Source organism: Kitasatospora sp. NPDC001540, from assembly GCF_042894345.1.
GTDB lineage: Bacteria > Actinomycetota > Actinomycetes > Streptomycetales > Streptomycetaceae > Kitasatospora > Kitasatospora phosalacinea_C.
Window position 1 is genome coordinate 364609 of sequence record NZ_JBIAVO010000002.1, and the last position, 14079, is coordinate 378687.

General features: G+C 73.4%; 14 protein-coding genes. 6 read left to right on the forward strand and 8 right to left on the reverse strand.

What is annotated here, in order from left to right:
* Positions 1–23: 23 nt before the first annotated feature.
* The 3 genes from aceB to ACFY00_RS04580 all read left to right on the forward strand — a co-directional run bounded on the left by aceB (position 24) and on the right by ACFY00_RS04580 (position 4253).
* Positions 24–1670, forward strand: coding sequence for a malate synthase A (gene aceB / locus ACFY00_RS04570; protein ID WP_388027120.1), 1647 nt, complete (start codon positions 24–26; stop codon positions 1668–1670).
* A gap of 82 nt (positions 1671–1752) precedes the next feature.
* Positions 1753–2139 carry a gamma-glutamylcyclotransferase gene (locus tag ACFY00_RS04575; RefSeq protein ID WP_388027122.1) on the forward strand — a complete coding sequence of 129 codons (387 nt, stop codon included), beginning with the start codon at positions 1753–1755 and terminating at the stop codon, positions 2137–2139.
* Positions 2140–2663: 524 nt separating this feature from the next.
* Positions 2664–4253 (forward strand): TROVE domain-containing protein, encoded by a 1590-nt coding sequence (locus ACFY00_RS04580; protein ID WP_388027125.1) that lies wholly within the window; start codon positions 2664–2666, stop codon positions 4251–4253.
* A gap of 18 nt (positions 4254–4271) precedes the next feature.
* Here the strand turns inward: ACFY00_RS04580 and ACFY00_RS04585 are convergent, their stop codons facing one another.
* From ACFY00_RS04585 to ACFY00_RS04620, 8 genes are all read right to left on the reverse strand, one after another.
* The gene (locus ACFY00_RS04585) at positions 4272–4697 is read right to left on the reverse strand and encodes a hypothetical protein (protein ID WP_388027128.1); all 426 of its coding nucleotides are present in this window, start codon (positions 4695–4697) and stop codon (positions 4272–4274) included.
* 156 nt (positions 4698–4853) lie between these two features.
* Positions 4854–6236, reverse strand: coding sequence for an 8-oxoguanine deaminase (locus tag ACFY00_RS04590; RefSeq protein WP_388027130.1), 1383 nt, complete (start codon positions 6234–6236; stop codon positions 4854–4856).
* A complete protein-coding gene (locus ACFY00_RS04595; protein WP_388027133.1) occupies positions 6197–7603 on the reverse strand; it encodes a nucleobase:cation symporter-2 family protein in 1407 nt (468 codons plus the stop codon). Before ACFY00_RS04595 ends, ACFY00_RS04590 begins: the two co-directional genes overlap by 40 nt.
* 210 nt (positions 7604–7813) lie before the next feature.
* Positions 7814–8734, reverse strand: coding sequence for a factor-independent urate hydroxylase (gene pucL / locus ACFY00_RS04600; RefSeq protein ID WP_388027135.1), 921 nt, complete (start codon positions 8732–8734; stop codon positions 7814–7816).
* A gap of 31 nt (positions 8735–8765) precedes the next feature.
* Entirely contained in the window at positions 8766–9098 is a 333-nt protein-coding gene (gene uraH / locus ACFY00_RS04605; protein WP_388027138.1) for a hydroxyisourate hydrolase, read from the reverse strand.
* Between the two features lie 45 nt (positions 9099–9143).
* On the reverse strand, positions 9144–9668 hold the full coding sequence (gene uraD, locus ACFY00_RS04610) for a 2-oxo-4-hydroxy-4-carboxy-5-ureidoimidazoline decarboxylase (RefSeq protein ID WP_388027141.1): 525 nt from the start codon (positions 9666–9668) through the stop codon (positions 9144–9146).
* 175 nt (positions 9669–9843) lie between these two features.
* The gene (locus ACFY00_RS04615) at positions 9844–10215 is read right to left on the reverse strand and encodes a helix-turn-helix domain-containing protein (RefSeq protein ID WP_388027144.1); all 372 of its coding nucleotides are present in this window, start codon (positions 10213–10215) and stop codon (positions 9844–9846) included.
* Positions 10212–10499, reverse strand: a complete 288-nt coding sequence (locus ACFY00_RS04620) for a thiamine-binding protein (protein ID WP_388027365.1) — start codon at positions 10497–10499, stop codon at positions 10212–10214. The genes ACFY00_RS04615 and ACFY00_RS04620 overlap by 4 nt, the downstream gene beginning before the upstream one ends.
* 197 nt (positions 10500–10696) lie before the next feature.
* Here ACFY00_RS04620 and ACFY00_RS04625 point away from each other — a divergent pair, with 197 nt between their 5' ends.
* The 3 genes from ACFY00_RS04625 (at position 10697) to ACFY00_RS04635 (ending at position 13987) form a co-directional block, all read left to right on the forward strand.
* On the forward strand, positions 10697–11542 hold the full coding sequence (locus tag ACFY00_RS04625) for a TIM barrel protein (RefSeq protein ID WP_388027146.1): 846 nt from the start codon (positions 10697–10699) through the stop codon (positions 11540–11542).
* Between the two features lie 54 nt (positions 11543–11596).
* Positions 11597–12484 carry a 2-hydroxy-3-oxopropionate reductase gene (locus ACFY00_RS04630; protein ID WP_388027147.1) on the forward strand — a complete coding sequence of 296 codons (888 nt, stop codon included), beginning with the start codon at positions 11597–11599 and terminating at the stop codon, positions 12482–12484.
* Between the two features lie 390 nt (positions 12485–12874).
* Positions 12875–13987: a glycerate kinase gene (locus tag ACFY00_RS04635; RefSeq protein WP_388027149.1), complete on the forward strand. Its 1113-nt coding sequence runs from the start codon at positions 12875–12877 to the stop codon at positions 13985–13987.
* Positions 13988–14079: the final 92 nt, after the last annotated feature.

The window sequence follows — 14079 nt, forward strand, 5'->3', positions numbered from 1 at the left end:
AACAGCCCAAGGAGAGTCCTGCCATGGCCGCCGCAGATCAGGGTCCGTCCCCCGCCGTCCCCGGTGTCTCGGTCGTCGGTCCGCCGGTGCCGCGCGCCGAGGAGGTGCTGACCCCGCAGGCGCTGGCGTTCGTCGCGGACCTGCACCGCACGTTCGAGGGCCGCCGCCAGGAACTGCTGGCCGCCCGCCGCGAGCGCCGCGCCGAGATCGCCCGCACCGGGACGCTGGACTTCCTGCCGCACACCGCGGACGTCCGCTCCGGCGACTGGAAGGTCGCCCCCGCGCCGCGCGCCCTCACCGACCGCCGGGTGGAGATCACCGGCCCCACCGACCGCAAGATGGTCGTCAACGCGCTCAACTCCGGCGCCAGGGTCTGGCTCGCCGACTTCGAGGACGCCACCGCCCCGACCTGGGAGAACGTCGTCTCCGGGCAGGTCAACCTGATCGACGCCTTCGAGGGCCGGATCGACTTCACCAGCCCGCAGGGCAAGGCGTACGCCCTCAAGCCCGCCGCCGAACTCGCCACCGTCGTGGTCCGCCCCCGCGGCTGGCACCTGGACGAGCGCCACCTCACCGTCGACGGCGCCCCGGTGGCCGGCGCCCTCGTCGACTTCGGCCTGTACTTCTTCCACAACGCCGCCCGGCTGATCGCCAAGGGCGAGCAGGACCCCAACTCCGGCCCGTACTTCTACCTCCCCAAGACCGAGAGCCACCTGGAGGCCCGGCTCTGGAACGAGGTCTTCACCCGCGCCCAGGCCGCCCTCGGCATCCCGCACGGCACGATCCGCGCCACCGTGCTGATCGAGACCATCACCGCCGCCTTCGAGATGGACGAGATCCTCTACGAACTGCGCGACCACGCCGCCGGGTTGAACGCGGGCCGGTGGGACTACCTGTTCTCGATCGTGAAGAACTTCCGGGACTGCGGCGAGCGCTACGTCCTCCCCGACCGCAACACCGTCACCATGGCCTCCCCGTTCATGGCCGCCTACACCCGGCTGCTCGTGCAGACCTGCCACAAGCGCGGCGCCCACGCCATCGGCGGCATGGCCGCGTTCATCCCCTCCCGCAAGGACCCCGAGGTCAACGCCGCCGCCCTGGTCAAGGTCCGGGCCGACAAGGAGCGCGAGGCGGCCGGCGGCTTCGACGGCTCCTGGGTCGCCCACCCCGACCTGGTGCCGGTCGCCCGGGAGTGCTTCGACGCGGTGCTCGGCGAGCGCCCCCACCAGAAGGACAACCCCGGCTCGCCCGAGCAGGTCACCCCCGCCCAACTCCTCGACGTGGCCGGGGCGGGCGGCAGCTGCACGCACACCGGGCTGCACAACGCCGTCCAGGTCGGCGTCCGCTACATCGAGGCCTGGCTGCGCGGGCTCGGCGCCGTCGGCATCTTCCACATGATGGAGGACGCCGCCACCGCCGAGATCTCCCGCTCGCAGATCTGGCAGTGGATCCACAACGGCGTCGTCCTCGCCGACACCGGCGAGAAGACCACCGCCGAACTGGTCCGCCGCCTGGTCGCCGAGGAACTCGCCGCGCTGCGGGCCGAGTTGGGCGAGCAGGCGTACGCCGCCGGGCGCTGGACGGAGGCCGCCGCGCTGTTCGAGCAGGTCGCCCTCGCCGAGGACTTCCCCGACTTCCTCACCCTCCCGGCGCTCGCCCTGATCGACTGAGCGGGCGCCCGCGAACTCCGCCCCGTACCGCAGGCACCCTCACACCGGCCGCGGTACGGGGCGGTCCCACGAAAGGAGCACCATGGCACGCATCTTCTTCAACGGCCAGGCGATGACCGGCGGCCCGTTCCACGCCAAGGTCCACGGCCACCTGGTCGGCCCGGCCCGCACCGCCCCCGGCTACCGCTTCTTCTCCATCCGCGACGAGTGCCCCGCCCTGCTCGCCGACCCGGGCGTCGACACCGCCATCGAGGGCGAACTGTACGACCTCCCGCTGGAACACCTCCGGGACGCCGTCCTGCCCGGCGAACCGCTCGAACTGGAGCTCGGCGTCATCGAGTTGGCCGACGGCACCCCTTCGCTGTCGATGGTGCTGGCCCGCGGCCAGCTGGAACGCGGCGTGCACCGCGAGATCACCGAACACGGCGGCTGGCGCGCCTACTTGGCGACCCTCGGCCGCGAGGCCTGAACCGGGGCGGCGGGGCCGCCGGGGCGGACGGGGCGGGCGGAAAAACAGGTGTGGGGCGGGGAGCGCGCTGGCTAGAGTGATCCTCGTCCAGGTGCGCAGGCGGGGGTTACTTCCTTTCGCGGAGTGGGTCGCGGGTTCGAACCCCGCCACCGGCCCCGGCCGGTGTAGCTCAGTTGGGAGAGCAACTGTGTCACCCCCACCGCTCCTCGATCTCTGGACGCCCAACTTCACATGACTGCCACCTCCCGGTGCGCAGGCGCCGGTTACTTCCTCCAACGAAACCACCGGCACCGCTTCAGATCTCGGGAGGCACCGCGCCGGGGCGTCCGGTGCGCAGGCGGGGGATACTTCCGGATCCGGCGGTTCCAGGTTCGAATCCTGGTCGTCCGTGCTCGCACGGGCGGTAGCTCAACGGGACAGAGCACCGGACTTGTCACCTCCGCCGAGGCGGGCCGCCCAGGCCCGCACGATCTCGGACGCCCCGGTTCGGCATGCCTCCCCGCAGGACGCAGGAGGACTTCCCCATGGCCCGCTTCAACATCCGCCGCACCGCCAAGGCCGCCGCCGGCCCGACCTCGCCCGTGGCCACCACCGGGCGCACCGTCCCCAACCACAACGGCGGAACGGGCCACCTGCGCGAGGAGAAGTCCGAACTCTTCCTGCTCGCCGTCGCCAACCTGGTCGGTCAGGACAGCTTCTACGAACGCGGCGGCGCCCGCGACGACCGCTACACCGCGCTCGTCCGCCAGCTCGCCGCCCACGACCCGGAGTGGACCCTCGGCCTGCTGCGCTGGCTGCGCCACGGCGCCGCCATGCGCACCGCCTCGCTGGTCGGCGCCGCCGAGTTCACCCGCGCCCGGCTCGACGCCGGGCTGCCCGGGCACTCGCGCCAGGTCGTCGACGCGGTCCTCCAGCGCCCCGACGAGCCCGGCGAACTGCTCGCCTACTGGACCTCCCGCTACGGCCGCAACCTGCCCAAGCCGCTCAAGCGCGGCGTCGCCGACGCCGTCGCCCGGCTCTACGACGCGCGCGCCCTGCTCAAGTACGACACCGCGAGCAAGGGCTACCGCTTCGGCGACGTCCTGGAGCTCACCCACCCGGCCCCGCACCGCGACAAGCCGTGGCAGGGCGAGCTGTTCCGCTACGCGCTGGACCGCCGCCACCGCCCCGACGAGGCGCTCCCGCCCGCCGGGAACGCCGTCCTGGCGGCCCACCGCGAGCTGATGGCGCTGCCCGTCGCCGAACGCCGCGCGGTGGTCACCGGCCCCGGCGGGGCCGAGCGCCTGGCCGCCGCCGGAATGACCTGGGAGGCCCTGGCCGGCTGGTTGCAGGGCCCGCTGGACGCCGCCGTCTGGGAGGCCGTCATCCCCTCCATGGGCCCGATGGCGCTGGTGCGCAACCTGCGCAACTTCGACCGGGCCGAGGTCCCGGACGAGGTGGCCGCGGCCGTCGCCCGCCGGATCGCCGACCGGGGCGAGGTCAGGCGCTCGCGCCAGTTCCCGTTCCGCTACCTCGCCGCGCACCGGCACGCGCCCTCGCTGCGCTGGGGCCACGCCCTGGAACAGGCCCTGCGGCACTCGCTGGAGAACGTGCCGCACCTGCCCGGACGCACCCTCGTCCTGGTCGACCGCTCCGGCTCGATGTTCGACCGGCCCAGCGCGCAGACCGAACTCAACCGGGCCGACACCGCCGCCGTCTTCGGCACCGCCGTCGCCCTGCGCTCCGCCGACGCCGACCTGGTCGAATTCGGCACCACCAGCCGGAAGATCGACCTCCGGCCCGGGGACTCCCTGCTCAAGGCGGTCGACCGCTTCGGCGACCTCGGCGGGACCAGCACCGCCAAGGCCGTCCGCACCCACTACCGGGGCCACGACCGGGTGGTGATCGTCACCGACGAGCAGGCGTACGGCGACTTCGCGCACGACCCGCTGGAATCCGTCCCCGCCCACGTCCCCTGCTACACCTGGAACCTGGCTGGCTACCGCACCGGCCACGCCCCCTCCGGCACCGGCAACCGCCACACCTTCGGCGGCCTCACCGACGCCGCCTTCCGCCTCGTCCCGCTCCTGGAGGCCGGGCAGGACGCGGCCTGGCCGTGGGAGCAGCAGGTCTGAGCGGGGGCGGGTCCCGCGTCAGTCGCCGGAGACGCCGAAGAAGCCCACGTGGGTGGGCTCGCCGTCGGTGTGGAGCAGGACGTGGACGCCGGTCCAGCGGCCGTCGACCTCCTCCCGCAGGTGCGGGTTCCCCTCCAGCGCCCGGGTGTACTGCTCGACGGTGGGCCGGGTGGTGCCGAAGTACTCCTCCAGGTCCTGCGGTGGGAGCGGGCGGAGGGTCCCGAGGTCGGCGGGCTCCGTGCTGTCCGTGACGGCGTACGGGACGTCGAGCACCGAGTGGGTGCCCTGCGTGCCCATGAACTCCTCGTCGGACCACAGCGCCTCGAGGCTGTCGTACTCCGCGGCCCAGCCGGCGGTGGCGAACACCTCGCGGTGCAGCGCGTCCAGGCTGCGCTGGGGGGAGCCCAGCCAGGGGGTGACGTAGTTCCACTCGCTCGCGCCCACGCGGGCCTCCTCGTCTCGTGCGAACGGCCGGAGGCTACCGCGGGGCGCCGACAGGCAGGGGTCGGCCCCGGGCCCCTCGCCGGGGGTCCGGGGCCGTGGGCCGGGGGTCCGCCGTCGTCCCTGGCGGTGGGCCCCCGGGGTTCGAGGGGGGTGGGGTCAGGTGCGGGAGGCGAGGTCGCGGGCGGCGCGGGCGGCGGCGAGGGCGATGCGGTCCTCGTCGACGGTGGTGAGGCGGCCGTTCTCGACGACCGCGTTGCCGTTGACGAACAGGGTGGCCAGCGGGGGGAGGGCGCCGAGGACGAGGGCGGCGACCGGGTCGGCGATCGAGGAGTGCATGACGCCGTCGACCTTCCACAGGGCGAGGTCGGCGAGCTTGCCCGGCTCGATCGAGCCGATCTCGTCCTGGCGGCCCAGCACCCGGGCGCCGCCCATGGTGCCCAGCCGCAGCGCCTGGCGCACCGTCAGGGCGTCGGGGCGGCCGTGCAGGCGGTTGATCAGCAGGGCGTTGCGCAGTTCGGTGCCCAGCTCGCCGGACTCGTTGGAGGCGGTGCCGTCCACGCCGAGGCCGACCGGCACGCCCGCCTTCAGCATGTCGGGGACGCGGGCGATCCCGGCGGCCAGGCGGGCGTTGGAGGACGGGCAGTGCGCGACGCCGGTGCCGGTCTCGGCGAACTTGGCGATGTCGGAGTCGTTCATGTGGACGCAGTGCGCCATCCAGACGTCCTCGCCGAGCCAGCCCGTCGACTCGAAGTAGTCGGTGGGGCCCATCCCGAACAGCTGCTTGCAGAACTCCTCCTCCTCGGCGGTCTCCGAGCCGTGGGTGTGCAGCCGCACGCCCTTGCGGCGGGCCAACTCGGCCGACTGCCGCATCAGTTCGGTGGAGACCGAGAACGGGGAGCAGGGCGCGATGGCGACCTGGAGCATCGAGCCGAACGAGGCGTCGTGCCACTTGTCGACGGCGCTCTCGGACGCGGCGAGGATCTCGTCGGTGTCCTCGACCGCGTGGTCCGGCGGCAGGCCGCCGTCCTTCTTGCTGCGGTCCATCGAGCCGCGCAGCGCGGTGAAGCGCAGGCCCAGCTCCTGGACGCCCGCCACCGAGGCGCCGAGCACGTCGCCGCCGCCGCGCGGGAAGACGTAGTGGTGGTCGGAGGCGGTGGTGCAGCCCGACTTGAGCAGCGCCGCGGCGGAGCCCTGGGTGGCGGCGTGCACCAGGTCCTCGTCGATGCGGGCCCAGGTCGGGTAGAGCGCCACCAGCCAGTCGAACAGGATGTCGTCCTGGGCCAGTCCGCGGGTGATCCACTGGTAGAAGTGGTGGTGCGTGTTGACCAGCCCGGGGGTGAGCAGGTGCCCCTCGCCGTTGATCCGTCGCGCCACGTTGTCCAGCCAGGCGGGCGCGGGCCCGTCGCCGACCGACTCGATGGTGTTGCCGAGCAGCACCACGTGGCCGCGGGCGTACTCGGTGTCCTGGGCGTCGACGGTGGCGATCGCGACGTTCTCGATCACGATCCGCCGGTCGGCGGCTGGGGGCTGGACTGCCATGGGGGAACTCCTTGGAGGGAACGGCCGGCGGAGCCGACGTGGTGGAACAGCAGGTTGAGCAGCACCGCGGCCAGGCAGCCGGCCGAGATGCCGGAGTGCATCAGGGTGCGGACGGTCTCCGGGAACCCGTCGTAGAAGGTCGGTACGGCGATCGGAACGATCCCTACCCCGAGCGAGACGGATACCAGGATGGTGTGCGAGGTGGATTCCATCCCGGCCTCCGCGAGGGTGCGGATGCCGGACGCCGCGACCGTGCCGAACAGCACGATCCCCGCGCCGCCCAGCACCGGCTGCGGCACCAGCGACACCAGCGAGCCCAGCACCGGGAACAGGCCCAGCAGCACCAGGATGCCGCCGCCCGCCGCGACCACGTACCGGCTGCGCACCTTGGTGAGCGCCACCAGTCCGATGTTCTGGGCGAACGCGCTGCACGCGAAGCCGTTGAACACCGGGCTGACCGCGGTGGCCAGGCCGTCGGCGCGCAGGCCCGCCGCCAGGGTCGGCTCGTCGGCCTCGCGGTCGACGATCCGTCCCAGCGCCAGCATGTCGGCGGTGGACTCGGTCATCGAGACCACCATGACGATGCACATCGACGCGATCGCCGCGGCGTCGAACCGCGGCCCGCCGAAGTGGAACGGCGAGGGCAGGGCGAACACCTGCGCGTCGCCGACCGCGGAGAAGTCGGCCAGGCCGAGCGGGAAGGCCGCGACGGTGCCGACGGCCAGGCCGATCAGCAGCGACATCTGCTGCCAGAAGCCGCGCAGCAGCCTGTTGCCCAGCACCACGGCGGCCAGCGTGAACGCGGCCAGGCCGACCGCCTTCGCGGAGCCGTAGCCGGGCGCGCCCGGCGAGCCGCCGCGCGCCCAGTTGACCGCGACCGGCAGCAGGGACACCCCGATGAGGGTGATCACGGTGCCCTGCACGACCGGCGGGAAGAACCTGACCAGCCGGCAGAAGTACGGCGCCGCGAGGAGGCACAGGACCCCCGCGACGATCACCGCTCCGAAGATCACCGGGAGGGCGTCCTTCGGGCCGTGCTCCTTGGCTATCGCCAGCATCGGGGCGACGCCGGCGAACGAGACGCCGTTGACGAACGGGAGCCGGGCCCCGATCCGCCAGACGCCGAGGGTCTGCAGCAGGGTGGCCAGGCCCGCGGTGAACAGGCTGGCCGAGATGAGCAGGGCGAGTTCGCCGGGGCTGAGCCCGACGCCCGCGCCCACGATCAGGGGTGGGGCGACCACGCCGGCGTACATCGCGGCGACGTGCTGCAGCCCGGTGCCGAACAGTTTCGGCGGGGAGAGCACCTCGTCGACCGGGTGGGTGGGGGTGGAACCGTCGTCAGTGGTGGGGGTGGTGCGGAGTGCCATGGAAGAGCCCCTTTGCTGTCCCTGGCTCTCGGCGCGACCCGGGCGCTGGAGAGGGTGGTGGTTCCGGCCGGAGGGCGGGACGACGGTGCAAGGGTCCCTCCGGCCTGCTCTCCGGCCCCCGGGGCGCCGCCGTGAGGGCGGGCGCGGTCTCCGAACGGTGTGGGGGAGGGAGAGTGAAGCGCGGTGCTGCGGGTGGAGACTGGCGGTGCGTCAGACCACCGGGATGACCGGGGTGACGCCCTCGCGGTGCACGGTGCCCTCGATCAGGCCGTACATCCGGTCGGCGGCGTAGTAGACCTCGTTCTCGTTCTTCAGTCCGAACGGCTCCAGGTCGACCAGGAAGTGGTGCTTGTTCGGCAGCTCCAGGCGGACCTCGTCCACCTCGGCGCGGTTGTTCAGCACCCGGGTGCCCATCGCGTGCAGGGTCTGCTGCAGCGAGTAGGAGTAGGTCTCGGCGAAGGCCTCCAGCAGGTGGCGGCGCACCTGCTGGTACGAGCGGTTCCAGTTCGGCTCCGGCTCGCCGTCGCGGCCGTGGAAGCCGAACGCCCAGCGGGCCGTCACCTGGGTGGCCAGGATGCGGTCGTACGCCTCCTGCAGGGTGGTGTACCTGTCCTTGATGTAGCCCCAGAACTCGGAGTTGGTGGTGTTCATCACCACCAGGTCCTTGAGCCCGGAGACCACCCGGAACCGGTCGCCGTCGTACACCACCTCGGTGGTGCGCACCTCCTGGCCCTTGCGGACGAAGGAGTGGCCGACCTCCTCGGAGCCGATGAACCGGGAGGACGAGTCGGGGGTCCTGATCCGCTCCCAGGCGTACTCCTCGATCCGGATCCGGGCCCCGCGCACCACGCCGCGCTCGGTGTCGTCGACGAAGTGCCGGGCCAGCAGGATGCCGAAGCCCTCGGCGGACTCGATGCCGTGCTCCTTGGCGAAGGCGTACACGGTGTTCTTGGTGGTGTCGGTGGGCAGGCAGTTGGCGTTCGAGCCGGTGAGGTGCACGTCCTCGAACTCGCCGCGCAGCGAGACCGAGACGTTCAGGTCCTTGATCTCGTGGCGGGTGGAATCGCGGTAGACCCGGACGATGCGGTTCTCCGCCTTGCCGTACTGGTTCTGACCGAGCACGTGGGCCATGGGGTGGCTCCTAGGGTTCCGTACGGCCTACCTAGCTTCCGCGGTAGACCGAGTAGCCGAACGGGTTGAGCAGCAACGGCACGTGGTAGTGGTGCTGCGCGGGCGCGACCGTGAAGACGATCGAGACCTCGGGGAAGAACGGCTGTTCGGCCGACCCCGCGTGGTACGCCGCGGTGTCGAACAGCAGCCGGACGACCGAGCCCGCCTCCACGGCCGGCAGGTCCTTGACCCGGCCGTCGGAGTCCGTGGCGGAGGTGCCGAGCACCTGCCAGCCACCCTCGGTGTGCAGTGCCAGCTCGACCGGGACGCCTTCGGCCGGGCGGCCGAGGCTGGTGTCGAGCACATGCGTGGAGATGCCGGTCATGGGGTGAAGGCCTCACTGAATGGCAGGAAGTGACTTTCCGTCAGTTCACTGCGGTGCGTCAAGCAGTTGACTGATGCGAATCTCGTTGATCTTCCGCAGCTCGCCCCGGACGATCTCCGCCTCGGTGGCGGCGTCGTTCGGGTAGCGCTCGCGCAGCGCGGCGAGCATGCCGTCCGCGGTGCGGCCGGTCGCGCAGATCAGGAAGACGTGGCCGAACTTGGCCTCGTAGGCGGCGTTGGCGGTGCGCAACTCGTCCAGCACGGACGGGTCGACGCCCCGGACGCCCGCCTGCTCGCGCTCGGAGACGGCGTCACCCGGCTTCGGGGTGCCGATCCGGGCGTGGCCGGCCATCGCGTCGCGCAGGTCGTCCGCGGAGAGGTCCGCCATCGCCTCCGCGTTGGCGGCGAGCAGGTCCTCGCGGTCCCGCCAGGGACGGGACGCCGCGACGGCGGCGGCCCAGGCGGGGCTGGAGCAGACCTCCAGCAGGATCTCCCTCAGCTCGGACGCGCCGGTGGCGTCCAGGGCGGCCAGGGCGGAGGGGGAGGGCGGGGCAGGGGGTGGCTGGGTCACGGGTGGACCTCCTGAGGGTTGGTGCCACCCGCACAAGCTAGATCGGCCGCAACAGGCCGTCAACACTTTGTTGAACTGTTTGTGCTGACGTGACACGGCGCCGGGCCCGGGGCCCGACGCCGTGTGCGATCCACCAAGAGCGGCCCCGCCGGAACGCGGGGAGCGGCCCGGCGGGTCAGCCCTTCTCCTGCCGGTTCAGGTAGTTGTACACCGTGAACCGGCTGACGCCGAGCGCCGACGCGACCGTCTCCACCCCGTGGCGGACGGTGAACGCGCCGCGCTCCTCCAGCAGGGCGACCACCCGCTGCTTCTCCGCGCGGTCCAGCTCGGTCAGCGGCCGCCCGTCGAACTGCCGGGCCATCTCGGCCAGCAGCCGGTCCAGCGCGCTGCTCAGGTGCGGCAGCCGCACCGCGACGGCCGGCGCGCCGTCCCACTCCAGCACCACGTCCTCCGCGCGCGCCTCGGACGGGTCCAGCGCGGTCGCGCCGACCGCGGCCAGCAGCGGCTCCAGGGCGGCGGCGAGCGGGTGGTTCAAGGTCTCGCTCACTGCGTATCCCCTCCTTCGGGTCCTTCCGGGCCGGGCTCCGCGGAGGGCTCGGGCTGCTCGTCCAGCACGCTGACCTGGACCGAGATCCGGCTCGCGCCCGCCGCCAGGGTCTCCCGCAGCAGGCGGGTGACGGCGGCCAGCGCCTGCTCGGCGTCGCCCTCGGCGCTGGTGCCGAACGGCCCCACCGAGACGGCGAGCCCCGCCTCGTCCACCGCGCGGCGCGCGGCCTTGGCGTGCTCGGGGAACCCGTCCAGTTCGAACGGCTCTGTCGTGAACTCCACCATCAATCGCACCCGCTCACCTTATCGACCCGGTCGGCCTGGGCGATCGGACAGCAGTGCGGGAGCGGGCGGCCCGGCGTTCGGCTGCTTCAACAAATTGTTGCGAGTTTCTTGACAGCTCGGGCGGCGGCGGAGAAGCTTCCATCAAGCAGAATCCAGCTTCCGGATCGTGGAAGTTGACCGGCGCGAGAGCGAGAGAGGTGAACGACGTGACCGCTGCCGCCCAGCACCGCTTCACGGTCAACCTGTCCATCCTGTTCGGCGAACTGCCCCTGCTGGAGCGGCCCGCGGCCGCCGCGGCGGCCGGCTTCACCGCCGCCGAACTCTGGTGGCCCTTCGGCGAGGAGCCCGCCCCCGGGAACGACGAACTCGACGCGCTGGTCGCGGCGTTCGAGACCGCCGGGGTCGAGCTCACCGGCCTCAACTTCCTCGACGACCTCGCCCGCGGCGCCCGCGGCACGCTCTCCGTGCCCGCCGAGAGCGAGCGCTTCCGGGAGAACATCCCGGTCGCCGTCGCCCTCGCCGAACGCCTCGGCACCGGCGCGCTCAACGCCCTCTACGGCAACCGCGTCCCCGACGCCGACCCCGCCGCCCAGGACGCCCTCGCCCTGGAGAACCTCGCGCTGGCCGCCCGGGCCGCGCACTCCGTCGGCGCCGTCCTGCTGGTCGAGACCCTCAACGCGGCCGAGTCCCCCGACTACCCGCTGGTCACCGCCGCCGCCGCGGTCGACGTCGTCGACAAGGTCAACGCCGCTACCGGCCTCGGCAACGCCAAGTTCCTCTGCGACCTGTACCACCTCGCCCGCAACGGCGAGGACCCGGCCGCCGTCATCGACGCCCACGCCGACCGGATCGGCCACGTGCAGATCGCCGACACCCCCGGCCGCAACGAACCCGGCACCGGCGAACTCGACTTCGAGGACCTGTTCGCCCGCCTCACCGCCGCCGGGTACCGGGGCCGCATCGGCCTCGAGTACCGCCCGGCGGGCGGCGTCAGCGCCGAGAGCTTCGACTGGCTCCCGCGCGAGCTGCGCGGCGCGCGCTGAACCCTCCGCCGACCCGGACCCACCGAGACCCTCACACCTAAGGACCCGCACGCGATGAGCCGCAAGATCGCCTTCATCGGCCTCGGCATCATGGGCAAGCCCATGGCCGTCAACCTGGTCAAGGCCGGCCACCACGTCACCGGCTACAACCTCACCCAGGAGCCCATCGACGCCCTGGTCGCCGCGGGCGGCCACGGCGCCGGCTCGATCGCCGAGGCCGTCGCCGACGCCGAGGTCGTCATCACCATGGTCCCCGCCGACCCGCACGTCGAGCAGGCGATCCTCGGCGAGGACGGCGTCCTGGCGCACGCCAGGCCCGGCACCCTGGTCATCGACATGTCCAGCATCACCCCGCAGACCTCCATCAAGGTCGACGCCGCCGCGCGGGCCGCGGGCCTGCGCAGCCTGGACGCCCCCGTCTCCGGCGGCGAGGCCGGTGCGGTCGAGGCCGTGCTCTCCATCATGGTCGGCGGCGCCGAGGCCGACTTCGCCGAGGCCAAGCCGCTGTTCGACGCGCTCGGCACCACCGTCGTGCACGTCGGCCCGGCCGGCGCGGGCCAGACCGTCAAGGCCGCGAACCAGCTGATCGTCGCCGTCAACATCCAGGTCCTCGCCGAGGCCGTGGTCTTCCTGGAGAACACGGGCGTCGACCTCGCCGCCGCGCTCGACGTGCTCGGCGGCGGGCTGGCCGGGTCCACCGTGCTGAACCGCAAGAAGGGCAACATGCTCGCCCGCGAGTTCGCCCCCGGCTTCCGGATCGACCTCCACCACAAGGACATGGGCATCGTCACCGACGCGGCCCGCGCCGTCGGCGCCGCGCTCCCGCTCGGCGCGGTCGCCGCCCAACTGGTCGCCTCCGCCCGCGCCAACGGCGACGGCGCGCTCGACCACTCCGCGCTGCTGCGCGGCGTCGAGCGGCTCTCCGGCCGCGAGGTCAAGTAACCGACTCCCCCTGGCGGCGCGTACCTGTCCGGTCGTGCCCGCGCCCCCAGGGGGTCCAGACCCCCTCCCCGCCGAGGGGAGCCTCCCGCACGTCGGAAGCGGGACGGGAGGTCGGCGGGGAGGGAGACCCTCCGGCAGACGGAGGGGAACGCACCAGGGGCCCGGGGAACGGCGGGTCCGTGCTGCTGGCGGCCGGAGCCCATCGATGTGTCCGTGCTGCTTCGGGCCGCGGTAACAGAACCCGAAGCCAATGGCGCGCACCGGCAGTGAACCCGCAGCAGCCCCGAGCCCGCCGTTCCCCGGGCCCCTGGCGGGGCCCTCGTGACGGGACCCTCCCCGAGCTCCCAGACAGTTCCTCCTCTCGAAAGGCCCGGTGTCGTGCGAGGTCATGTGGTCGTTGCCCCCGACAAGTTCAAGGGCTCGCTGGAGGGCGCCGAGGTCGCCGCGCGACTCGCGGCGGGGCTCCGGCGGGTCGCGCCCGGGGTGGAGGTGCGGGAGCTGCCGGTGGCCGACGGCGGGGAGGGGACGCTGGCGGCGGCCCTCGCGGCCGGGTTCTCGCGGGTGGAGGTGAAGGTCGCGGGGCCGACCGGCCTGCCGGTGGTCGCGGGGCTGGCGGTGAGGGGGGAGACCGCCGTCGTCGAGCTGGCGCAGGCCTCGGGCCTGGCCCGGCTGCCGGGGGGCCGGACGGCGCCGCTCGGGGCGGGCTCGTACGGGGTGGGCCAGCTGATCGCGAAGGCGGTCTCGCTGGGGGCGTCCCGGGTGGTGCTGGGCCTGGGGGGCAGTGCCTGCACCGACGGCGGTGCGGGCATGGTGCAGGCGCTGGGCGTGGAGCTGTACGACGCGGACGGCTCGCCGCTGCCGCCGGGCGGGGCCGCGCTGCGGCGCCTGGCGCGGGTGGAGCCCGGCCCGCTCGCGGAGCGGCTGCGCGGGGTGGAGGTGGTGGTCGCGTGCGACGTGGACAACCCGCTGCTGGGCCCGCGCGGCGCCGCGGCCGTGTACGGCCCGCAGAAGGGCGCGGACGCCGCGGACCTGCTGGTGCTGGAGGAGGGGCTGACCCGTTGGGCGGACGCGGTCGCCGGGCTGGCGGGCCGCGAGGTCCGGGCCGCGGCGGGGGCGGGCGCGGCCGGCGGGGTGGGCTTCGCCGCGCTGGCGCTGCTGGGCGCGCGGATGCGCCCGGGCATCGAGCTGCTGCTCGAGCTGCTGGGCTTCGAGCGGGCGGTGCGCGGGGCGCGCCTGGTGGTGACCGGCGAGGGCTGCCTGGACGCGCAGACCCTGCACGGCAAGGCCCCGGCGGGGGTGGCCGCGGCGGCGGCGCGGGCCGGGGTGCCGGTGGCGGCGGTGGCCGGGCGGCTGGAGCTGTCGGAGCGGGAGTGGCGGTCGGCGGGCTTCGTCCGGGCGCTGGCGCTGGCCGACCTGGTGGCCGATCCGGCGGAGTCGATGACCCGGGCGGGCGAACTCGCGGAGCTCGCGGGGGAGCGCCTGGCGGCCGAGCTGCTGTCCTGACGGACCATCGGGTCCTCGTACATTCCTACATTGACGTTTTGTTGAAGGCGGGCCTACGCTCCCAGCACTCCTTCGACCCACCCTCGCTCCCC

Bases quoted from the DNA above. Each gene is read 5' to 3' on its own strand.
- aceB (WP_388027120.1), top strand. From the start codon at position 24: ATGGCCGCCGCAGATCAGGGTCCGTCCCCCGCCGTCCCCGGTGTCTCG.
- ACFY00_RS04575 (WP_388027122.1), top strand. From the start codon at position 1,753: ATGGCACGCATCTTCTTCAACGGCCAGGCGATGACCGGCGGCCCGTTC.
- ACFY00_RS04580 (WP_388027125.1), top strand. From the start codon at position 2,664: ATGGCCCGCTTCAACATCCGCCGCACCGCCAAGGCCGCCGCCGGCCCG.
- ACFY00_RS04590 (WP_388027130.1), bottom strand. From the start codon at position 6,236: ATGGCAGTCCAGCCCCCAGCCGCCGACCGGCGGATCGTGATCGAGAAC.
- ACFY00_RS04595 (WP_388027133.1), bottom strand. From the start codon at position 7,603: ATGGCACTCCGCACCACCCCCACCACTGACGACGGTTCCACCCCCACC.
- pucL (WP_388027135.1), bottom strand. From the start codon at position 8,734: ATGGCCCACGTGCTCGGTCAGAACCAGTACGGCAAGGCGGAGAACCGC.
- uraH (WP_388027138.1), bottom strand. From the start codon at position 9,098: ATGACCGGCATCTCCACGCATGTGCTCGACACCAGCCTCGGCCGCCCG.
- ACFY00_RS04620 (WP_388027365.1), bottom strand. From the start codon at position 10,499: ATGGTGGAGTTCACGACAGAGCCGTTCGAACTGGACGGGTTCCCCGAG.
- ACFY00_RS04630 (WP_388027147.1), top strand. From the start codon at position 11,597: ATGAGCCGCAAGATCGCCTTCATCGGCCTCGGCATCATGGGCAAGCCC.